This is a genomic window from Saccharothrix violaceirubra (assembly GCF_014203755.1).
GTDB lineage: Bacteria > Actinomycetota > Actinomycetes > Mycobacteriales > Pseudonocardiaceae > Actinosynnema > Actinosynnema violaceirubrum.
Window position 1 is genome coordinate 5,062,789 of record NZ_JACHJS010000001.1, and the last position, 21,258, is coordinate 5,084,046.

At 71.9% G+C, this 21,258-nt stretch carries 22 protein-coding genes; 8 read left to right on the forward strand and 14 right to left on the reverse strand.

What is annotated here, in order from left to right:
* Position 1 precedes the first annotated feature (1 nt).
* From F4559_RS23070 to F4559_RS23125, 12 genes are all read right to left on the reverse strand, one after another.
* Positions 2-784 (reverse strand): SDR family oxidoreductase, encoded by a 783-nt coding sequence (locus F4559_RS23070; protein ID WP_184671926.1) that lies wholly within the window; start codon positions 782-784, stop codon positions 2-4.
* On the reverse strand, positions 781-1,440 hold the full coding sequence (locus tag F4559_RS36530; protein WP_184671928.1) for a cupin domain-containing protein: 660 nt from the start codon (positions 1,438-1,440) through the stop codon (positions 781-783). Before F4559_RS36530 ends, F4559_RS23070 begins: the two co-directional genes overlap by 4 nt.
* Positions 1,437-2,462 carry a zinc-dependent alcohol dehydrogenase gene (locus F4559_RS23080; protein ID WP_221447353.1) on the reverse strand — a complete coding sequence of 342 codons (1,026 nt, stop codon included), beginning with the start codon at positions 2,460-2,462 and terminating at the stop codon, positions 1,437-1,439. The genes F4559_RS36530 and F4559_RS23080 overlap by 4 nt, the downstream gene beginning before the upstream one ends.
* Positions 2,459-2,806 (reverse strand): cupin domain-containing protein, encoded by a 348-nt coding sequence (locus F4559_RS23085; protein WP_184671931.1) that lies wholly within the window; start codon positions 2,804-2,806, stop codon positions 2,459-2,461. Before F4559_RS23085 ends, F4559_RS23080 begins: the two co-directional genes overlap by 4 nt.
* Entirely contained in the window at positions 2,803-3,552 is a 750-nt protein-coding gene (locus tag F4559_RS23090; RefSeq protein WP_184671933.1) for a hypothetical protein, read from the reverse strand. The genes F4559_RS23085 and F4559_RS23090 overlap by 4 nt, the downstream gene beginning before the upstream one ends.
* Positions 3,549-3,938, reverse strand: coding sequence for a cupin domain-containing protein (locus tag F4559_RS23095; RefSeq protein ID WP_184671935.1), 390 nt, complete (start codon positions 3,936-3,938; stop codon positions 3,549-3,551). Before F4559_RS23095 ends, F4559_RS23090 begins: the two co-directional genes overlap by 4 nt.
* Complete coding sequence (locus F4559_RS23100) at positions 3,935-5,065, reverse strand: sedoheptulose 7-phosphate cyclase (protein WP_184671937.1); 1,131 nt, start codon at positions 5,063-5,065, stop codon at positions 3,935-3,937. Before F4559_RS23100 ends, F4559_RS23095 begins: the two co-directional genes overlap by 4 nt.
* 1,099 nt (positions 5,066-6,164) lie before the next feature.
* Positions 6,165-6,824 carry a response regulator gene (locus F4559_RS23105; protein WP_184671939.1) on the reverse strand — a complete coding sequence of 220 codons (660 nt, stop codon included), beginning with the start codon at positions 6,822-6,824 and terminating at the stop codon, positions 6,165-6,167.
* Positions 6,825-6,966: 142 nt separating this feature from the next.
* Complete coding sequence (locus F4559_RS23110; protein WP_184671941.1) at positions 6,967-7,935, reverse strand: sensor histidine kinase; 969 nt, start codon at positions 7,933-7,935, stop codon at positions 6,967-6,969.
* A gap of 223 nt (positions 7,936-8,158) precedes the next feature.
* The gene (locus F4559_RS23115) at positions 8,159-10,057 is read right to left on the reverse strand and encodes a peroxidase family protein (protein WP_184671943.1); all 1,899 of its coding nucleotides are present in this window, start codon (positions 10,055-10,057) and stop codon (positions 8,159-8,161) included.
* 89 nt (positions 10,058-10,146) lie between these two features.
* Positions 10,147-10,575, reverse strand: a complete 429-nt coding sequence (locus F4559_RS23120) for a hypothetical protein (RefSeq protein ID WP_184671944.1) — start codon at positions 10,573-10,575, stop codon at positions 10,147-10,149.
* A gap of 119 nt (positions 10,576-10,694) precedes the next feature.
* Complete coding sequence (locus tag F4559_RS23125) at positions 10,695-11,096, reverse strand: MarR family winged helix-turn-helix transcriptional regulator (RefSeq protein WP_184671946.1); 402 nt, start codon at positions 11,094-11,096, stop codon at positions 10,695-10,697.
* 81 nt (positions 11,097-11,177) lie between these two features.
* Here F4559_RS23125 and F4559_RS23130 point away from each other — a divergent pair, with 81 nt between their 5' ends.
* The 7 genes from F4559_RS23130 to F4559_RS23160 all read left to right on the forward strand — a co-directional run bounded on the left by F4559_RS23130 (position 11,178) and on the right by F4559_RS23160 (position 18,795).
* The gene (locus F4559_RS23130) at positions 11,178-12,242 is read left to right on the forward strand and encodes a substrate-binding domain-containing protein (RefSeq protein WP_246445318.1); all 1,065 of its coding nucleotides are present in this window, start codon (positions 11,178-11,180) and stop codon (positions 12,240-12,242) included.
* 89 nt (positions 12,243-12,331) lie between these two features.
* A complete protein-coding gene (locus F4559_RS23135) occupies positions 12,332-13,354 on the forward strand; it encodes an aliphatic amidase (RefSeq protein ID WP_184671947.1) in 1,023 nt (340 codons plus the stop codon).
* 205 nt (positions 13,355-13,559) lie between these two features.
* The gene (locus F4559_RS23140) at positions 13,560-14,543 is read left to right on the forward strand and encodes a 3-oxoacyl-ACP synthase III family protein (protein ID WP_312865784.1); all 984 of its coding nucleotides are present in this window, start codon (positions 13,560-13,562) and stop codon (positions 14,541-14,543) included.
* Positions 14,540-15,292, forward strand: a complete 753-nt coding sequence (locus F4559_RS23145) for a glycosyltransferase (protein ID WP_184671949.1) — start codon at positions 14,540-14,542, stop codon at positions 15,290-15,292. The genes F4559_RS23140 and F4559_RS23145 overlap by 4 nt, the downstream gene beginning before the upstream one ends.
* Positions 15,289-16,422 (forward strand): cytochrome P450, encoded by a 1,134-nt coding sequence (locus F4559_RS23150; protein ID WP_184671950.1) that lies wholly within the window; start codon positions 15,289-15,291, stop codon positions 16,420-16,422. Before F4559_RS23145 ends, F4559_RS23150 begins: the two co-directional genes overlap by 4 nt.
* Positions 16,415-17,914 carry a class I adenylate-forming enzyme family protein gene (locus tag F4559_RS23155; protein ID WP_184671952.1) on the forward strand — a complete coding sequence of 500 codons (1,500 nt, stop codon included), beginning with the start codon at positions 16,415-16,417 and terminating at the stop codon, positions 17,912-17,914. Before F4559_RS23150 ends, F4559_RS23155 begins: the two co-directional genes overlap by 8 nt.
* Positions 17,911-18,795, forward strand: coding sequence for an NAD-dependent epimerase/dehydratase family protein (locus F4559_RS23160; protein WP_184671954.1), 885 nt, complete (start codon positions 17,911-17,913; stop codon positions 18,793-18,795). Before F4559_RS23155 ends, F4559_RS23160 begins: the two co-directional genes overlap by 4 nt.
* Before the next feature lie 43 nt (positions 18,796-18,838).
* On the opposite strand, the gene F4559_RS23165 is transcribed toward F4559_RS23160, so the two are convergent.
* Together F4559_RS23165 and F4559_RS23170 are read right to left on the reverse strand one after the other, a co-directional pair.
* Positions 18,839-19,639: an alpha/beta fold hydrolase gene (locus F4559_RS23165; RefSeq protein ID WP_184671955.1), complete on the reverse strand. Its 801-nt coding sequence runs from the start codon at positions 19,637-19,639 to the stop codon at positions 18,839-18,841.
* Between the two features lie 44 nt (positions 19,640-19,683).
* Positions 19,684-20,085 (reverse strand): VOC family protein, encoded by a 402-nt coding sequence (locus F4559_RS23170; RefSeq protein ID WP_184671957.1) that lies wholly within the window; start codon positions 20,083-20,085, stop codon positions 19,684-19,686.
* 91 nt (positions 20,086-20,176) lie between these two features.
* Here F4559_RS23170 and F4559_RS23175 point away from each other — a divergent pair, with 91 nt between their 5' ends.
* Positions 20,177-21,142: a helix-turn-helix transcriptional regulator gene (locus F4559_RS23175; protein WP_184671959.1), complete on the forward strand. Its 966-nt coding sequence runs from the start codon at positions 20,177-20,179 to the stop codon at positions 21,140-21,142.
* Positions 21,143-21,258 lie beyond the last annotated feature (116 nt).

Genomic DNA, 21,258 nt, shown 5'->3' on the forward strand with positions numbered 1-21,258 from the left:
GTCACGTCCGTCCCGCGTACGCCTGGTTGGGAATCGCGCCCATCAGCGCGAGCCCGCCGTCGATGTGCAGCGTCGACCCGGTGATGTAGGCCGCCGCCTCGCTCGCCAGGTGCCCGACCAGCGCCGCGACCTCGGCGGCCCGACCCGGTCGGCCGACCGGGATCATCGGGCGGTCGATCTCGCCCGCGTCAAGGTGCTCCGGCACGCCGTTCATGGGCGTCGCGGTTTCGCCGGGCGCGACCGCGTTGACCGTGATGCCGTACGGCGCGAGTTCCAGTGCCATCACGCGGGTCAGCATCAGCAGGCCGCCCTTGGCCGCGCAGTACGCCGACCCGCCGTCGATCGGGATCCGCTCGTGCACCGAGGTGACGTTGACGATCCGCCCGCCGGTGCCCTGCGCGACCAGTCGCCGGGCCATCGCCTGCGCGCACGCGAACGGCCCGGTCAGGTCGACGGCCAGCAGGCGGGTCCAGCCGTCGAGCGTCTCGTCGAGGAACGCCGCACGCCGGTTGACGCCCGCGTTGTTCACGAAGACGTCCACGCCGCCGAGTTCGTCCGCCGCCCGGTCGACCGCCGACGCGGCGCCGCCGGGGTCGGTGTGGTCGAGCGTGAACGTCACGGCACGACCACCCGCGTCCCCGACCTCGGCCGCGGTCCGCCCGGCCGCGTCCGCGTCGACCCGGTACCCGATCGCGACGTCGAACCCCTCGCGGGCCAGTACCACCGCCGTGGCCCGTCCGATGCCGGAACTGGCGCCGGTCACCACGGCCCGCCGTCGGGTCATCGCCCGTCACCGCCTTCGTCGACCGCGTACCCGGCCTGGTCGAGACTCCCGACGCCCAGGTAGCCGTAGAGGGTCGTGGTCACCGTGCCCGGGTCGGTGCGGAACCCGTGCGGCTCGTCGGCCGGCACGAACACCAGGTCGCCGGGTCCGACCCGGATCGGCCCGTCCGGGGCGAGGTGCAGTCCGCCGCCGGACAGCACGAGGAAGAACTCGGCCGCGTTCGGGTGCCGGTGCGTCCTGTGGTGGCCGCCCGGCCGGAACACCGAGGTGGCGACGACGATCCCGCGTGCGCCGACGGTGTCGTCGGTGACCAGCCACCGCACGGCCATGTCGACGAACCCGCCGCCCTCGGCCAGGACCAGGTCGCCGGCGGAACCGGACCCACGCGTCCACACCGCCGGTGTTCCCGGCGGTCCGGGCGAGCCGACGACCAGCACCCTCGTGCCGGGTGCCGCCGGGGACACGCGTCCCGGGCAGTAGACCCCTTCGCCGACCTCGAGTTCAAGTCCACTGTGGACGATGGACCCGGAGAGCACCGCGACCGCGGACTCGCCGTCCGGCACCAGGTCCACGTCGAGGTCGAGCACCGTGACCAGGCCGGCCGCCGACCCGATCGGCCGACCGGTCGGGTCGGCGGCACGCCGGACTCCGGTCACCACTGGGCTCCCAGGATCACCTTGGGCGGCCCGGTGCGGCCGTGCTCCAGCAGGTCGAACGCGCGGCCGGGGTCGTACGCGGGCAGGACGGCGGCGACCAGCGGACCGCCGTCGAACACGCCGCCCGCGAACAGCGCCACGGTCTCCGTGTAGTGGTCGAGCCCGTGCTGGATGCCGTACACCGTGATGCCGCGCAACACCAGGTCGCCCGCGACCACCGGTTCGGCCGCGCCGGACACGCCGACCACCGCGATCCGGCCGCCGTCCTCGGTCAGCCGCACCGCCGTGCCGAACGCGTCGATCCCGCCGGATGCCTCGACCACCAGGTCGAAGGACCGGCCGGGCGCCTCGGCGACGCCCACGGCCTCGGCGGCACCGCACCGCCGGGCCAACGCCAGCCCGGCCGGGTCGACGCCGACGGCCACCACCTGCGCCTCGCGCCACGCCGCCAACTGCACGGCCAGCAGGCCGATCGTGCCGGTGCCCACGACCGCGACCCGTTCGCCCGCCCGGCAGCCGGCCCGCGTCAACGCCTCGACCACGGTCACGGCCGGTTCCACCAGCACGGCACTGGGCACGGTCAACGCGCCCGGCAGCCGGGTCAGGGCGTGCGCGGGCACGCGGACGTACTCGGCCGCCGCACCGGCCCGCCCGTACAGGCCGACCTCGGCCATGCGCAGGCACTGCTGCCGACGGCCGACGGCACACCGCGCGCAGGTGCCGCACGTGACCATGGTGTGGCCGACGACGGCGTCACCGGGCACGAACCCGGTGTCGGCCGCGACCACCTCGCCCCACCACTCGTGGCCGGGCACGTGCGGGAACGTCGTGCGGCCGTCGCGCACGTAGGTCGCCTTGCCGTGCAACAGTTCCAGGTCCGTGCCGCACAACCCGACGTACCGGGTGCGGACGAGCACCTCGCCCGGCACGGGGTCGGGGATGGGCACCTCGCCGCGCTCGACCCGGCCGGGTGCCGTGAGCAGCACCGCCGGCATGGTGCCGCGCGGCCAGGGGTCGGTCATGGCGCCACCGGCGATCGTCGCGGCAGAAGGGCGGACACGGCGGCGGGCAGCACCGCGACCCACAACACGTCGAGCCCGGCGGAGCCGGCGGCCAACCGGGTAGGGGTCGCGGCGAGCACGACGTCGCCCGTGCGGACCGGAAGGCCGTCCGCCGAACCGCTGCCGCGCACCACGAACCAGGCCGACTCGACACCGTCGCGCCCGGGAGGTGCGAACGTCGAGCCGGGCGGCAGACTCACCAGGTCGACGGCCTCGCACTCGCTGTGCACCATGCCGCGCCGCGCCAGGCACCGCCACGCCACCTCACCGGTGCGGGACGGGTCGACGAAAGCGGTGACGATCACGGCCCGCCCCCACCCGGCCCGGCACCCCGGTCGGCTGCCCATCCGACCACGCGCCCCGACACCGACCCGACGCCGTCACCCCGGACCGGCCCGGCACCCTCACCGCGCACCTGCCCGGAGTCCGGATCGGCCGACAGCCCGGGTGCCCCGCCAGACCCCCGCACAGCCGGCCGACCCGACACGGGCTCGACCACACCGCCTGCTGCCCGCGCAGCGTGCGTGCCCGCTACCCGCCCAGCCGAACCCGACGGATGCCCGAACGCCGTATCGGCCTCCGGGTCCGACACCGACCCGGCCTCCCGGCCCCGCACCCGGCCGGAGTCCGGACCGGTCGGCGACCCGGCTGCCTCGTCGACCGCCCGACCCGACACCGGCCCGGACTTCCGGTCCGCTTCGACAGTCGCCCCCTCGTCCGCGACCGGCCCGGCGCCGGGGACAGGTGCCGGATCGGGAACGGCGAGTTCGACCAGGAAGTAGTCCAGCCCCGCGCCCGCGGTGATCCGCGGCCGGGTGTGCAGGGGCGCGGTCACCGAAACCCCTTCGCGCAGTGGCACTTGCGCGTCGCCGGTCGTCACCGTGCCGTCGCCCGAAAGCACGAACAGGCTGAACTCCGCGTCGGGCGCGTCCAACACCGCCGATTCCCCGGCCGCCAACCGCACCCGGCGCAGCGCCCGCAGCGGCCCGGTCAGCACCTGCCGCGGATCGAGTTCGCCGGGCTCGCCGAGATGGAACACACCCGAGTTCACGACGCACCCCCGCGCAGGACCGCGGCGGTCGTCGGGCCGAGGATCTCGATCACCAACCACGTCACGCCCTCGTCGGCGGACGCGCGCAACCCGTGCCGGGTGCCCAACCCGGTCAGCACCACGTCACCCGGTCCCACCTCGGTGGCCACCCCGTCCAGCAGGATCTGGCCCCGGCCGGACAGGATCAGGTAGACCTCCTCGGTCCGGGTGTGGACGTGCTCGCCGCTCATGCCGCCGGGCGGAATCCGTGCCCACTCCACGGCTTCCCAGTCGCCGTGCAACCAGGTGCGGCGCGCGAAGCACTTCCACGCCGACCGGCCGGACGCGCCGTGCACGTCGTACACGTCGGCGGCGGACGCGGTGTCGGCGACGATCAGCCCGCTCACCGGTAGTCCCCGAGTTCCTTCGCGGCCACGGCCAACTCCCCCTCGGTGACGTCGTCGCAGAACCGGGCCGAGCCGATGCCGGTCGGCAGCGGCATCCGCTGCCGACCGCCGCGGTGCCGGGTCGTCGCGGCGAGACCGGCGCGCAGCAGGTCCGAGTCCAGCGCCTCGTGCGTCAACGGCAGGCCGACCGCGCGCAGCACGTCGAGCACGCGGTCGCGATCGCGCGGTTCGAGCAGGCCACGCCGGGCCGCGACGACCGTGGACAACGCCATGTCGACGGCCACCGCCTCGCCGTGCAGCAACGCGGGCAACGCCTTCATCTCCAACGCCGGGCTGATCGAGTGCCCGTAGTCGACCAGCCGCGCGAGCCGCTTCTCCCACAGGTTGTCGCGCAGCTCGTCGAGCATCCCGCCGACGGCGCGCGTCAACACCTCCAGGTCGTCGTCGCCCTGCAACCTCTCGTCGACCAAGGCACCGCCGCGCGCGGCGATCAACTCGAACAGATCGCGATCGCGGATCAGCGCGATCTTGAGGATCTCGGCGAGCCCGTTGACGACGTGCCGCCGGTCGAGCGTGGCCAGCAGTCGCCGATCCAGCAGGGCGGCCACGGGCGGGTGGTAGGCGCCGAACAGGTTCTTGTGCCCGCCGTGGTTCACGCCGGTCTTCGCGCCGACCCCGGCGTCGACCAGACCGACGACGGTCGTCGGCACGCGCAGGTAGGGCGTGCCGCGCCGGTACAGGCTCGCGGTCAGGCCGACGACGTCGAGCAGCACGCCGCCGCCGATCGCGAGCACGGGCTGCCGGCGGTCGACGCCGTGCGCGTCGAGGGCGTCGGCCACCCGCACCACGGTGTCGAGGGTCTTCGTCTCCTCCGAGGTCTCGAGGACGAACGGGTCGTCGCTGATCCCGTGGTGGTCGAGGTAGGCGCGCAGGCGCGCGCCGTGCAGCCGGTCCACGTTCGCGTCGACGACGACGAACCGACGCGTCGTCGCGGGGTAGGCGGCCACCGACAGCGCGGCCAACGACCCGTTCACGGTGTCGAAGACGTCGTCCGCGAACACGATGTCGTACCGCACGGCCGCGCCGGCGGAAATCGACCAGCCCGGGAGGACGGGGTCATGAGTCACTTCGCAACCCTTCCCCCATGGTCGCTTAATCGTGTGCTTCGCGGCGACGAGTCTAGCTATCACCGATAGCGCGCAATACGTCCGAAAGAGTGGCGATCTTGAGTCCAATCACACCCCGGACGATATGCCGGCCATTTTTCCGACATTTTCCACCACACCAGCAGGGAATTTCCGGACATTCACTTGAATGATTTTCACCAAGCCGGTCAGGGCCTTCGCGACGTGCGCGGCCCCGACCTCCGGGGCCACCGCCGACGCGGACCGCACCGACCGCGACCGGATCGCCTGCGGTACCGTCGGCGCACGCCAGCCGCCCCGCCGACCGAACCGGCAGAGTTGTTCAGCGACTTGTAAGGACCCTCTGCCAACCTGATCGTGTCGGTGGTTCCGCCGGACCTCCGACACCAAGCAGCAGGGGCTTCGCCAGGGCCGGGTCACCACCCGGGAAGAACCGACGAGGGGGGCTCATCGGGTCGGGTCTTTCAGATCCGAATTCCTGGCGATGGCGGTCGCGGTGCCGCCGTCCTCGACCAACTCTCCGGTCGAATGGACGACGACACTGCGACCGCCGGACCATCCGGCCACGACACGACGTCACCGGTCGTACGGTCGGTACCCCACATTCGGCCCAGGGGTTCCCGATCTCCGGACACCCGCTGTCACCACCGTTCGGGAGTCGTCATCCGAGCACGATCGTTCGAGCACGATCGTTCGAGCACGGTCATCTGAGCACGGTCATCCGAGCACGTCCGGTCCGCCGTCGTTCGAGTTGGATGTCGTCGCCCGGGGTCCGCACCTCGCGGCCCGCCATCGCCCGCGTTCTCGCGGACGTCTCCGACACCCGGTCCCCGATCCGTCGTCTCGACACCATCGACCCAGCCGGCGTGGTTCTGTCCAGCCATGCGGTCCGCTCCAGCCGTGCGACCCGCTCCGGCCATGCGGCTCGTTCCGGCTGCAACCGGCGGGGTTCGTTCCGACCGGAGGGGTCACGCACCCGGTCCGTTGCTCGTGCGGCTCCGCAACAAATTCGCGGCCCGGTCCACCCGACCCCGCACCTGGCGCGGTGCGGCGGCGATGCGGTGTGTCGGTTGTCCTCGCCTCAGACCAGGTGGCGGTCGGCGGCCCAGCGGGTGAGTTCCCGACGGTCGGAGAGTTGGAGTTTGCGTAAGACGGCCGCCGCGTGGGTCTCGACCGTGCGGGCCGAGATCGACAGGCGGGTGCCGATCTCCTTGTAGGTGTAGCCCGCCGCGACGAGGCGCAGCACGTCCCGTTCGCGACGGGTCAAGCGGTCGAAATCGGGGTCGGGGCTGGTGGACGGGCCGCCGCGGAAGGCGTCCAGCACGAAGCCGGCGAGTCTCGGGGAGAAGCATGCGTCGCCGGCGGCCACCCGGATGATCGCGTCCACCAGCTCGGGGCCGGACACGGCCTTGGTGAGGTAACCGCGTGCGCCCGCCCGGATGACCGCTATGACGTCTTCCGCCACGTCGGACACCGACAGGGCAAGGAACCGCACCTGTGGATAGGCGGTGGCCACGTCGTCCAGTACGGCCCGTCCGCCGCCGCCTGGCAGGTGGACGTCGAGCAGCACGACATCGGGTTCGAGTGCCCGGATGCCCTGCACTGCCGAGGCGACGTCATCCGCCTCGCCGACGATGTCGACCCGATCCCCCACCTCAGCTCTGACACCGGACCGCACCACCGCGTGGTCGTCCACCACGAATACCCTGACCCGCACTTCGTCCTCCCCTGACGAGGTCATCACAGGATGGTGGCGGTTGCCACCGAATCCCGTGGTGAGTTCGGCTCGATGGACCGTTCATCGTGCCGAGGTCCTCGTGGATGCCCCTGTGGATGTTGTTGTGGATGTCCCCGTGCATGCTGCTGTGGAGGGCCGACCGGGGTCAGTGCGCCACGATCATCCGTAGTTCCACCTCGGTGCCCTCGCCGGGGGTGGAGCGGATCGCGGCCACTCCCCCGTACTGGCGCACGCGGTGCTCGATGGAGTCGGCGATGCCCCGGTGGTGTGCCGAAGTGGTGTCCTTCCTCGTGAAGCCGCGTCCACGATCGCGGATCAGTACCAACATCTCGATGTCGACCACCTCCGCGTAGACGGACACCTTGTCGGCGCCCGAGTGTCGGGCCGCGTTGGTCAAGGCTTCGCGGATGGCTCCGACCACGGCTGAGGTTCGTTCGTCCACGCGGCAGGTGCCGACCGTGACCACCTCGACGGTGATCGCGAACGTGTCCTCGATCGTGGCCGCCGTGGCGGTGACGGCCATGGCGAAGTCGTCCGGGTCGTCGGTTTTCGTGCCGTAAAGCCACGAACGCAGATCGCGTTCGGTGCTGCGGGCCAGTCGGCGGACCTCCTGTTGTGCCGAGCGTTTCTGGATCAAGGTCAGTGACTGGAGCACCGAGTCGTGCAGGTGCGCCGCCATCTCGCTGCGTTCCTCGGCCCTGATGCGTGCCGCGCGCTCGCGGGTCAGGGTGCGTGCCATGAGGAACAGCCATGGCAGTGCCACTCCACCCACCAGCAGCACCGCGCCGGCGGCGAGTACGGACACGATCGCCGTGGCCGTCTGGAGATGGGACTCCCGGCGGATCACCACGAGCGAGATCCAGATTCCCGCCGTCACCGTGCAGGCTGCCACGAAGGCGCCTCGGAGGTGCAGGGCTCGGGCCTCCTCGTCGGCCAGCCGTGCCGAGACCAGCACGGCCCAGGGGACCACTGCGAGTCCTATCGCCATGAGCATGACCAGCACCATCACCGGGAGGCTCGGGGGTGGGGTGTGGCGCATTGCCCACATCAGCCAGGCCAGGCATACCAAACCCAGGCAGCCCAACAGGATCATCAGATACGAACGACTACGCACAGCTGGGATCGTAGATCTGTCGGGTGGGGTGGGTCGTCGTTGTTGTCGGAGGCGGTCTTGCTCTTCCGGGTGATCGTGAGGTCTTCGGGGGGCGGGTGATTTGGCGGTCGTGTGATCGGGCCATTGGCGTGTTGGGTTGTGTGTGTGTGTGTGTGTGGGTGGAGGGCCTGCGGGCTGGGGTCTGGTGTCGGTGGTGCCTGGTGTCGGCGGTGTCCAGGGTGGGTCAGTGGGTGAAGAAGGGGTTCTGGGGTAGGTGGTTGCGGGGGATGTCGGTGTTCTTGGCTATCAGGGTGGTCAGTGATTGGCGGTAGTCGATGCCGTAGCGCTGGTTCAGCAGGGAGAGCACGGGGTCGTTCTGGTAGTGGAAGCGGTTGCCGTCGCGTAAGGCTTCGAACTGGCGTTTCCAGATTGCCAGTTGCAGTTCGCCGAACTCGGTTCCGGGGACCGGAGGTTCGGACATCATGCCCGCGAATGCGTCCACTGTGGACATATCGCCGTTGTAGAGTGCCTTCAGGCGTGCGGCTGTGGTGGTGCGGCGGACTCCCCTTACCGCCGAGGTCTTGGCGGCTTCGGTGCCTGGTTCCAGTGTTGCGCCCCTGGCGTCGTACAGCTTGACGAAGTCCAGGGAGTTCGGGTCGTCGATCTCCGCACCCGGGGTCAGTTCGGGGTCCGTGGGGAATGACTCGGTGGCTTCGCCGGTGATGGCGCGGAACGTCGGCTTGGGTGTCAGGCCGTAGGCGCGGCGCAGGTCGTTGTACGACGGCATGCCGTGGTCGCGGGAGCGTTCGATGTCGAACGCGGCGATGTCGAGCACGGCCTTGAGGCAGGTGGGCGGGCAGTCGGGCGAGCGGAGTTCCACGCTGCGGACCACGTCGCCGATCAGCTCGTCGTTGCGGGCCTGCGGGCGGGCGCCCAAGCCCTGGAGCACGGGGCCCAGCTGGAGGCGGTCCAGGAGATCCGGGTTGAAGATGATGATCGACGGGGGCACGGTCAGTTCCAGGCGGCCGTCGGCCAGGTCGGTGATGCGGACGCCCTGTGCGCGCAGGGTTTCCCGGACCTCGGCCGGGTAGCGGGTGGCCTCCGTCGTCACCGTGATCTCGTCGGCCACCATGCTGTGTGCGCGGTAGCCGACGGTGGCGAACTCGTTGCCGATGCCGGCGTCCACGGTCGGCCGGTAGCCCTGGTACGGCTTCAGCCTCACGCCCAGGCTGGGCAGGAACTCCTGGTAGGTGATCCACTGCTGGGTCGCGATCACCACGCGGCGGGCCAACTGGAAGCGGGTCTCCTCGCCGAGCGCCTCTGGCAGTCGGGCGACGATGCGGTTGTGCTCGCGGGCGAACAGGGTCTGCACGGCCAGCAGGGCGATGTTCTCGTTGGCGCGGATGTCCCCCGCCACGGCCAGGCGTGCGGTGGCACCCAACGCCGTGTCCATTCCCGGCGCGGTCGTGGTGTCGCCGCGCGCGTCGCGGCGGGGCAGCATGTCGGCGGGCAGGAGCAGGCGCGCGCCGTTGTTGGTCGGGTCGCCGTCCACCGGACCCTCGCGCATCCACTCCAGGCGGGCCGGGTCGGCGCCGTACACGGCGTACGCGTCGAGATAGGAGCCGAGGGTGTTCGGTTGTTGCCTCGGCGTCGTGACGCCCGTACCCGGCACCACCGTGCTGCGGGAGAACGGCATGGTCGGCAGGTCGCTGGTGAAGCGTTCGAGCGGGTCGGCCGGGTCGAAGCGGACTGTGCCCCGCTCCGCCGAGTTGGCCCGCAGGCCGAAGGTGTGGTCCACGAACTGGCCCCACGCCGTGCTCCACTGGCTCACCCCGCGCGGTGAGAACAGGTTCTGCCCGCGACTGTCGAACACGCGGTTGCTGACGCGGCGCGGTGCCGGACCCGCGACCTGCGCGCCTATCCCGTCTGCGTAGTGCGCTGGCGCCACGCGCGGGTACGCCTCGCCGGCTCTGCCCCACTCGGGATGGGCCCGGTTGTTGCCCGAGCCGTCATAGCTCTGCACCTCGAAGTCGCGCGGACCGTGTGCGGCGGCAGCGGTGGCAGCGGTCGTGGCCAGGAGTTGGGCCGCGACCACCGCCACCAGCACCATCGGCGGGGTCCTCTTGCGGAGAGCTGTGGTCATGGGATGAGGATCTCGATTTTCGGGATGACTCACATCCGTACAGAGCCCTCGAGAATCCCTTAGGTGCTACGGATTCCGATCCGTAGGGGCTACCAGCGGGCGGCCATCCAGGAGTACGTGGTGTGCTGATAGTTGTTGATCACCAGGAACAGGCGGTAGTTGCCCGGTTCCAGGTAGCCGCAGGTCCACGACTGCGCCGGTGCCACCAGGTCGAACTCCGTGCGGCAGAGCTGGTCGTTCCACTTGTTGAAGATCAGCCAGGTGCCCTTGCCCTGCCCGTTGGCATCGACGTCGATGCTCATCGTGCCGCCCGGGAACGGCGGGATGGCCCGCTCGCACACCAGGCCGGGGCAGTCCCAGTGGTAGGTCACCAGCGCGGACATCCCGCCACCGGGAACCGCGACCGGCGCCTGGGCGGACGTCGGCTCGGCGAAACCGGTACCGGTCGACACCGTCACCATCGCGAGCACGGCGGCGACCACGACGCCCAACGTCGTGAGAACACGTTTGATGGACACAGCACTTCCCCCAAAGGATGAGTCCGATCACCGGAGAACTCCGGCAGGCCGACGGTAGCCGACCAGGGCCCCGCCGCGCCCGGGCGTTCAACCGTTCCTCAACAGTCCACAGAGGACAGTCAGGGGGCGTCGTCCGCCAAGCGGTTCAGGACGTCGAGGGCCCGGGGGCCGGACCGGCCCAGCAGGTCGCGTTCCACCTCGTCCACCTTGACCGAGACCCGCCGGTACAGGGCCCGACCGCGTTGACCCAGGTACACGCGCACGCGTCGGCGGTCCTCCGGATCGACCTCCCGGTACACCAACGCCCGGCCGACGAGCTTGTCCACCACCCGGGTCAACGTCGGCCCGCTCGCCGGCGTACAGGCGGTCAGCTCGCTCATCGTCAGCCCGCGCCGGTCGGCCAGCGCCGCGACCACGAGCCACTGGTCGAGCGTCAGCCCCTCCGGGCGCAGCACTTCCTCCACCCGGCCGGTCACCGCGCGGACCGCCCTGGTGAGCGCACTGGTCAGCGGCTCGCGCACCGGCCCTCCCTCTTGCGGACGTCCGCCGCCGATTGTAAGACTCGCCCCACGAAACGACAGCCGAGGGACGTGGTCGTCCGGATGGCAGGAACCGGCCGGGAGCAGCCGTGGCGGATCGCCATGGTGATCCCGTCGCGCGGACCCGCCGGGCTGTACGGCCCGTCGTGCGAGGCGGTCGCCGAACTCGCCGCCCGCGAACTCGACGCGGAAGGCGGCGTCCTGGGCCGGCCGGTGGCGATCGAGGTGGTCGACGGCGGACGCGCGCCGCACCACGTGGCGGCCGAGGTCGGCGCGCTGCTGGACGCGGGCCGGATCGACGCGGTCAGCGGCTGGCACATCTCGTCGGTGCGCAACGCGCTGGTGCCGGTGGTCGCCGGGCGCGTCCCCTACGTCTACACCTCGCTCTACGAAGGCGGCGAACGCCGACCGGGCGTGGTGTGCTGCGGCGAGACCCCGCGTGACCAGATCGCGCCCGCGTTGAGGTGGTTGCGCGACCACATCGGCGTGCGGAACTGGTTCGTCGTCGGCGACGACTACGTGTGGCCCCGCGCGTCCACGGCCGCCGTCCGCCGCTACGCGCGGGAACTCGGGCTGCGGATCGCGGGCGAGGCGTTCGTCCGGCTGGGTTCGGGCGCCACCGACGGGCTGGTGCGCCGGGTCGCCCGGACGCCGTGCGACGGCGTGCTGATGTTCCTGGTCGGCCAGGACGCGGTCGAGTTCAACCGGCGGTTCGCGGCGTGCGGCCTGGACGAGCGGGTGGTCCGGTTCAGTCCGCTGGTCGAGGAGAACACGCTGCTGGCGGCCGGTGCCGAGGCCAACCGGAACCTGTTCGCGGCGGCGGCCTACTTCCGTTCGGCCGTGTCGCCCGACGCGCTCGACCTCGTCGGGCGCTACGTCGCCCTGCACGGCCCGACCGCACCGCCGCTGAACAACGCGGCCGAGTCCTGCTACGAGGGCCTGCGCACACTCGCGCTCCTGGTCCGCCGCGCGGGCACCGACCGCCTGCCGGAGGTCACCGCGGCACTGGACGGTCTCGCCTACCACGGTCCACGCGGGACCGTCGAGTTCCGCGACCGCGACGCGCGCCAGCACGTGCAGCTGGCGGCGGCGGACGGCTACGACTTCGACGTCGTGACCCGCCTGTAGCCCTTGACTCGGACGCGGACCCAAATTAGTTTCAGCTGAAGATATTGCCAGTGAAGGCGAACGCGGACACTCCCGACCAAGGAGGACCGATGCGACACGGCGACATCTCGTCCGGACCCGACACCGTCGGCGTGGCGGTGGTGAACTACAAGATGCCCCGGCTGCACACGCGGGCCGAGGTGGTCGACAACGCGCGGCGGATCGCGGACATGGTGGTCGGCATGAAGACCGGCCTGCCGGGCATGGACCTGGTCGTCTTTCCGGAATATTCCACGCACGGGATCATGTACGACCCGGAGGAGATGTACGAGACGGCCTCGTCGATCCCCGGCGAGGAGACCGACATCTTCGCCCGGGCCTGCCGGGACGCGGGCACGTGGGGCGTCTTCTCGATCACCGGCGAACGCCACGAGGACCACCCGCGCAAGCCGCCGTACAACACGCTCGTGCTGATCGACGACGCCGGGCACATCGTCCAGAAGTACCGCAAGATCCTGCCCTGGTGCCCGATCGAGGGCTGGTACCCCGGCGACACCACCTACGTCACGGACGGACCCAAGGGCCTCAAGGTCTCCCTGATCGTCTGCGACGACGGCAACTACCCGGAGATCTGGCGCGACTGCGCGATGAAGGGCGCCGAGCTGATCGTGCGCTGCCAGGGCTACATGTACCCGGCCAAGGACCAGCAGGTGCTGATGGCCAAGGCCATGGCGTGGGCCAACAACTGCTACGTGGCGGTGGCCAACGCCGCCGGGTTCGACGGCGTCTACTCCTACTTCGGCCACTCGGCGGTCATCGGCTTCGACGGCCGCACGCTGGGCGAGACCGGCGAGGAGGAGTACGGCATCCAGTACGCGCAGCTGTCGCTGTCGGCGATCCGCGACGCGCGCCGGTACGACCAGTCCCAGAACCACCTGTTCAAACTCCTGCACCGGGGCTACTCGGGCGTGCACGCGGCGGGCGACGGCGAGCACGGCCTCGCAGACTGCCCCTTCGACTTCTACCGCACGTGGGTGGCCGACCCGACCAAGGCGCGCGAGAACGTGGAAGCGATCACCCGCGACACCGTGGGCGTCCGCGAGTGCCGCGTCGGCGAGTTGCCGGTCGACTGACCTTCTCTCCCCTGCCCACCGCCTCGGCGCCGCTCCGGCGCCGAGGCGGTGCCCTGCTTCCCGGAGTCGAGGGCGCGAACCTCAGTGGACGGTGAGCGCGCGGGCACTTCCGGTCACGGTCGACGTGTCGCGTTGCACAATCGAGTAGTAATACCCAGGTACCCCAGGCAACCCGTGTATAGCGTGCACGGCTGGAGGTGGTGTAGTGGGTTCACGACTCGCCGGTGTCGCGGTGCACCTGCCCGAACACAGGATGAGCACGGCCGAGGTGGAACGCCGGCTCGGCCCGTTCACACCGCCCGCCGGTCTCGTCACGCGGTTGACCGGGGTGGAGTCGCGGCACGTCATGCGCGACGACGAGCAGGCGTCGGATCTCGCGGTGGCGGCGGCGCGCAAGCTGCTCGCCGACACCGGCACGGCGCCCGCGGACGTCGACCTGCTGCTGTTCGCCTCGGCCAGCCAGGACATGGTCGAGCCCGCGACCGCGCACATCGTGGCCGCCAAGCTGGAGCTGTCGTGCCCGGTGATGGACGTCAAGAACGCCTGCAACAGCGTGCTCAACGCGATCGAGGTCGCCGACGCGCTCATCACCACCGGCCGCTACCGCCGGGTGCTGATCGCGAGCGGTGAGTCACCCTCGCGTGCCGTGCGGTGGAACGTCGACAGCCTCCAGGCGTTCCTGCGCGCCTTCCCCGGGTACACGCTGTCCGACGCGGGCGCGGCCCTGCTGCTCACGCCGGGTGACGGCGTGCTGGGCAGCGGGTTCACCGCCGACTCCACGCAGTGGGAGGTCGGCACGCTGCCCGGCGGTGGATCACGTCACCCGCGCGACCCCGAGCACACCTACTTCGACCTCGACGGCGCCCGGCTCAAGTCCGCGTTCCTGTCGCTGGGCGGCGGCGTGCTGGACGCCACGCTCGACCGGCTCGGCCTGACCTGGGCCGACTTCGCGGTGATCTGCGTGCACCAGGTCTCGCTGCCGTACCTGGGCGTGTTCGCCGAACGCCTGGGCGTGCCGACCGACCGGCTCGTGATCACGTTGCCCGAGCACGGGAACGTGGCGTCCGCGAGCCTGCCGCTGCAACTGGCCACCGCGCAGCGGCTGGGCCGGTGCGGTCCGGGTGACCTGGTCGCGCTCGTCGGTCTGGCCGGCGGGGTCAGCCTGGGCATGGTGGTGATCCGGCTGTGACCGCGCTGTGGGTCGTCGTGCCCGCGTACAACGAGGAACGCGGCATCACCGCGACCCTGGAAGCGTTGGCCGCGCAGGACGACAGGGACTTCACCCTCGTCGTGGTGGACAACGCGTCGACGGATTCCACTGTGGATGTGATCCGGTCTTTCGCCGCACGCCACCCGGTGCTGAGGCTGGAGATCGTCCACGAGCCGGAGAAAGGCACGGGTGCCGCCGCCGACACCGGGATGCGGCACGCCATCGCGCACGGTGCCACGTGGCTGGCCCGCACGGACGCCGACTGCCTGCCCGCACCCGACTGGACCGCGCGCGTGAAGGCCGCGTTCGGGTCGGGTCTGCGCCTGGTCTCCGGGCGGCTGCTGCCCCGCACCGACGAGGGGCTCTCGGCGGTCGAACGCGGCGTCCTCGTCGCCGCCGTCGAGGTCGCCGGGTTGTTCGGCAGGATCCGGCCCGGCAACCGCGATCCCCGCTACCTCGGCCCGTACGTGATGACGGCGGGCTGCAACATGGCCGTCACCGCCGAGCTGTACACGCTCAGCGGCGGTTTCCCGCGGACCAGGATCGAGGACGTGCACGAGGACCGCGCGCTGGTCAACGCGGTCCGCCGGCACACCACCGCCTACGGGCCGCGCCGGGACGTCGTCGTCCGGGGTTCCTCGCGTCGCGCGCTCGCCTGGGGCCTGCGTCGTACGCTCGCCTGGTACGCCGACCACCGCTACCGGCCCGAGCACGTGGACATCCGATGACCCCCGAGACCAGGCTCCAGCTCGCCGCGCACCCGGTGGCGTACCCGTTGCTGCGGGGCATCGCCCTGCTCGGACCGGCGGTGCGCGTGCCCCGCGTCGGCGTGGTGGTCTCGGATGCCGCACTGGCCAAGGAGGTCCTCACCGACACCGCCAAGTTCACCAAGACCGGGCCCGGATCGCCGGCCGACCTGTGGACACCGGTCGTCGGCCCGTCGGTGCTGCTGAACATGGACGGCGCCGCGCACGTGGCGTTGCGCCGCAAGCTGTCCGGCCTGTTCACGCCACGCGCGGTGGCCGGTTTGTGCGCACGGGCCGGCGAAGGGCCGCTGTCCCGGCTGCGGGACGACCTGGCCTCGGGCCACGAGGTCGACCTCGTGGCCGTGGTGCGCGACCTGGTCGGCGCGGTCATCTGCGGGCTGGTCGGCCTCGATGCCGCGCAGGCCCGGCAGGCGGCCGACGCCGGGTCCGCGATCACGGGCATGGTGCGGCTGGGCCGGCCGCGACTGGGACCGGCCCAGGTCGCACGGGCCCGGGCCGCGCTGGGCACGCTCACCACCCCGGCCGCGAAGGCGTACGCCGAGGGCGACCCGTCGACCGTGCCGGGACGGATGCGGGAACTCGGGCTCGGCGAGGACGAGGCGCTCGGCGCCGTGGCCGCGTTCGTGCTCACCGGCACGGAGACGCTGGTGTCCTACATCCCCCGGTTGGTCGCGTTGCTGCACGACTCCGGTTGGCTGACCCGGCTGCTCGCCGAACCGGAGCGGACCGGCGACGTGGTCGCGGAGGCGTTGCGGGTCACCGTGCCGTCGCCGGTGATGTTGCGCAGCGTCGCGGTCGACACGTGGGTCGGGCCGGTCGCGGTCCGCCGGGGCGACCGGGTGGTGATCGCGACGATCTCGGCGTGCGCCCTGGGTCCGTTCGACCCGGACCGGCCGCACCCGCACGCGGTGCGGCAACTCTGGTTCGGCGCGGGGCCGCACTTCTGCCTGGGCATGCCCTTGGCCGACGCGGAGATCCGCGCGTTCCTGGACGCCGTACTGAGCGCCGCACCGGTGTCCATTGTGGAGCGTAAGGCGGCACGCCGGGTGCTCGTCCCGCACTACGAACGCCTGGTGGTGCGCCGTGCCTGACCTGCTCGTCGACGTCCTCGACGCGGCCCGCGAGCACGGCGACGCGCCGGCCGTGACCGCGAAGGGCCGCACGCTCACCTACCGGCAGCTCGCCGAACGGGTGCTCGCGACCGCACACCGGTTGGCGGAGAACGGTTTCACGCCCGGCACCCGCATGCTGTTCTCGGTCCGCCCCGGCCCGGACGCGATCGTGCTCGCCCTGGGCACGGTGGCCGCGGGCGGCACGGTCGTGTTCGTCGACCCCGGCGGCGGTCCCGAGTTGTTCGCCCGGCGCTGCGCCCTGGCCGGTCCGGGGTGGGCGGCGGCGGAATCCCTGCTGTACGCGGTGAGCGCGCCCGGACCGCTGCGGGCCGTCGCCCGCCGGAGGGGCGTGCTGCTGCCGGACTACGGCGCGTTGCCCGTGCGGCACGCCAGGTCCGGTCCCTGGCTGCCGGGCGTGCCCCGGGGTGCCGTGTCGACGAAGCGGCTCGCCGCACCCGTCGCCGGTCACCTCCGGCCGCCGCCGGCGGACCCCGACCAGGAGGCGGTCGTCGTGTTCACGTCCGGCACGACGGCCGAGCCGAAAGCCGTGGTGCACACGCGGGGATCGCTCGGCGCGGCGCTGCGCGTGCTGGCCACGCGATGCGCGCTCGGCCCGGACTCACGTGTGCACACCGACCAGATGATGCTCGGACTGCCCGCGCTCGTGGCGGGCGCGCACTGGACCATGCCGCCGTACGGGTTCGCGCCCGCCGCCGACCCGGCCGCGCTCGCCGCCGGTCTGCACGGCGCCACGCACACGTTCCTCGTGCCCGCCGACCTGGCCGTGATCCTGGACAGCGGTGTCGCGCTGCCGGGGTCGTTGCGCCAAGTGCTCCTCGGCTCGGCGCCCGTGCTGCCGCCGCTGCTCGAACGGGCCCGTGCCGCGCTGCCGGACGTGGAATTCCTGGCCGTGTACGGGATGACCGAGATCCTGCCGGTCGCCATCGCCACCGGCGACGAGAAGATCGCGCACGGCGGCGACCTGCTCGGCGTGCCGCTGCCCGGCGTCCGCGCCCGACTGGCCGACGACGGCGAACTCCTGGTCTCCGGGCCGAACCTGTGCCGGGGCTACCTGGGCCGGCCGCCGCTGACCGAGCACGCGACCGGCGACCTGGCCCGGTTCGACGGCGACCGGCTCGTGCTGATTGGGCGCAAGAAGGACATGATCCTGCGCGGCAGGACCAACGTGTACCCGGGTCTGTACGAGCCCGCGATCGCGGGCCTGCCCGGCGTCGCGGAGGCCGTCCTGGTCGGCGTGCCGGACGAGATCGGCGACGAGCGGATCGTGCTGGTGCTCCTCGCACGGCCGGGCGAGCGGCCGGGCCTGGCCGACCGGGTGCGGGCCGCGCTGCCGGGGGTGATCGACGTGTCGGCGTTGCCGGACGAGGTCGTCGAGGTGCCGGAACTCCCGCGCACCGCCCGCAACCGCAAGGTCGACCGGGTGGCGTTGCGCGCGGCGGTGGGCCGGTGAGGATCGCGGTCACCGGCGCGACCGGGTTCGTGGGCGGCGCCGTCCGCCGGGCCGCCGAGGCGCGCGGCTGGGAGGTGCACGCGTACGGCTCGCGCGCGTGGGACATCACGACCGGCCCGTTGGCGGACCCGCCCGAGGTCGACGTCGTCGTGCACGCCGCCGCGGCCGTCACCGACTGGGGCGGCGCGGGGCAGGTGCGTCGGGTCAACGTCGACGGGACCCGGCACGTGACGCGTACGTGGCCCCGGGCGCGTTTGGTGCACATCTCGTCCGCGAGCGTCTACGACCCGTTCACGCCGACAGTCGACGCCACGGAAGACCAAGCACCCGTCGCCCGTTACCTGACCCCTTATGGCGCGACGAAGGCCGCAGCCGAACGCGTAGTCGCGGAAAGGCCCGACACGGTCGTCCTTCGCCCACACGCCGTCTACGGTCCGGGCGACCCGACCCTGCTCCCCCGCGTGCTCGCCGCGATCCGGGGCCGGTCGCTGATCCTGGTCGGCGACGGCCGCACCAGGCAGTCCCTGACGTCGATCGACAACCTGGTCGACGCGACGGTCCTGGCGTGCACGGGTCCGCCCGGCGTCTACAACGTCGCCGACGCCGAACCCGTCGTGCTCGTGGACGCTCTCCGCGACCTCCTGCGGGAGCGCGGTCTGGGCCACGTGCGGACCCGCCACCTGCCCACGAACCTGGCGTGGCCGCTCGCGACCGTCGCCGAACGGGTCTGGCGTGCCGCGCGGAAGTCCACGCCACCACGCCTGACCCGGTACGCGATCAGCCACTTGGCGCACGAACGCACCCTGGACCTGACGAAGGCCCGTGAACGCCTCGGCTACGACCCGGGGCCCACGTCGTTCGCCGGCGCCGCGCACTGGTGAAGCGCCCCGGGCGGAGCGGGGCGCTTCGGTGTCGAACCCGGGATCAGGTCAGGACCTCGGCCAACCGGGCGGCGAACTCGACCGGCCGCTGGAGGTAGCCCACGTGGCCACCCGGGAACGCGGTGACCTCCGTGCCGATCTCCTTGGCCAGCACGCGCATCGCCTGGACCGGTGGCGTGTCGACCGACTCCTCGCCGACCGCCGGCACCAGCAGGTCGCGGTGGCGGCCCAACGCCGGCAGGTCCGGGCGGTAGGCCACGAACTGGAGCATCTCGTGCCGGAAGAAGAACGGCGCGTTGCCCTCGATGCGCCGCAACGCCTCCAGCGCCTCGGGTCCGGCGTCGGCGAACTCGTCGGGCACGCCCGTGCCGTTGCCGAACACCGCCATGCCCGCCGCCGCACCGGCCCGCTCGAACTCGGCCGCCGCGCGGTGCAGGATCGCCAGGTGCGCGTCCTCGTCCGGCGTGAGCGTGAACGCGGGTGCCTCGTGCGGCACGACCCGGCGCACCAGGTCCGGGCGGCGGGCCGCCACGTCCAGCGCGATCAGCGCGCCGGAGCTGCTGCCGAACACGTCGGCCGGTCCGGTGCCGAGGTGTTCGATCAGGCGGATCGCGTCGTCGGCGTGCTCCTCGATCCGCTGCGGACCGGCCGGGCCGTCCAGCGTGCTGCGGGAGTTGCCCCGCCGGTCGTAGCTCACGACGGTGTAGCGGTCCGCGAAGTGCGGGCCGACGCCGTCGTAGTTGGACGTGTCGGACGTGCCGCCGCCGATGAACAGCAGCACCGGGCCCGTTCCGGACACCTCGTGGTAGAGGCGGGCGCCCGGCACCTTCAACGTGTCTCCCATCGGGCGCACGTTAGGCGCGGTGCCTGGAACGCGGCTTGACCGCGTCACGCCTTGGCGCTCGCGATGCTCAGGTAGTGCTCGTTGTACATCAGGCCGAGCACGTTGCCGAACGGGTCGACGACCGACGCGGTGACGAACCCCGGCCCGTACGCCGTCGGCGGGCGGTGCGGCGTGGCACCGAGGGCGACCAGGCGCTCCAGGCTCGCGTCGAGGTCGTCGACGGCCCAGTAGGTGATCGGGCCGCCGGCGGTGTCGTGCGGCGCGAACTTCCGGTCGACGATGCCCAGCTCGTGCTCGAAGTCCCCGACCCGGAACTCGACGTAGGACGGCGTGCCCTCCTCGGGCCGCGCGAAGTAGGCCGGCACACCCAGCACCTTCGCGTACCAGTCCCGCGCCTCGACGACGTCGTCGGCGTAGTAGCTGATGGTGGTGAGACCGCGCAACATGGGTGATTCCTTCCTCGACTGACCGTACGACTCCATCGTCCGGTCTAAAGTGCTCATCAACCGAGCACTTTGGCAGAGAATCCGGACCCAGATGCGCGCCGACCGGCTGGTAGCGGCACTTCTCCTCCTGCAATCACGCCATCGGGTGACGGCGGCGGACCTGGCGACCGAGTTGGAGGTGTCCGTCGCGACCGCCCGCCGGGACCTGGAGGCGCTCTCGGCGGCGGGCATCCCGGTGTACCCGCAGCCGGGGCGTGGCGGCGGCTGGTCGCTGGTCGGCGGTGCGCGCACGGACCTGAGCGGGTTGTCCGCGCCCGAGGCCCAGGCGTTGTTCCTGCTGGTCGGACCGGCGGCGGCGGTGTCGAACGAGGCCAAGGCGGCGTTGCGCAAGCTGCTGCGCGCCCTGCCCCAGGGATTCCGGGCGGACGCCGCGGCAGCCGCCGACGCGCTGCTGATCGACCCCGCGCGCTGGGGCGACCGCGAGCCGACCAGGCCCGAGGTCGTCACGCTCCTGCAGCGCGCGGTGATCCGGCGGCGGCGGGTCGTACTGAGCTATTCGGGCCGGTCGGGCACGCCGTCGCGCCGCCCGGTCGACCCGTGGGGTCTGGTCGACAAGGACGAGACCTGGTACCTGCTCGCGGGCACCGACGACGGGCCGCGCACGTTCCGCGTCGACCGGATCTCGGCCGCCGAGGAGACCGACGAGCCCGCGCCCCGGCCGGACGACTTCGTGCTCGCCCGCGAGTGGGAGCGGATCGTGGGCGAGATCGAGTCCCGTCGGTCGCGCACCGGTGCCACGGTGCTCGTGGACGCGCGGTACGTGTCCGTGCTGCGGTCGCACTTCGGCCGGCACTGCGCGGTCGAGGCCGAACTGCCCGACGGCCGGGCGCGGGTCCGGGTGGCCGCGCCGACCCCGCTGGACATCGCCCGCAACCTGGCCGGGTGGGGCGCCGGTGTCGAGGTCGTCGAACCCGATTCCGTACGCGCCGAACTGGCCCGTATCGGCACCGAACTCCTCGACCGCTATCAGCTCGAAAAACGACCGGAATACTCATAGGATAGAACCGGGGAAATCGCCTCGATAAGAAGCGGTTATCGCTTTTCCATTGCTCCTTTCGCCGACGCGCGAATAGGCTGGCCGCAAGCGTCAGACCAGCGACTTCGAGCGAAGGG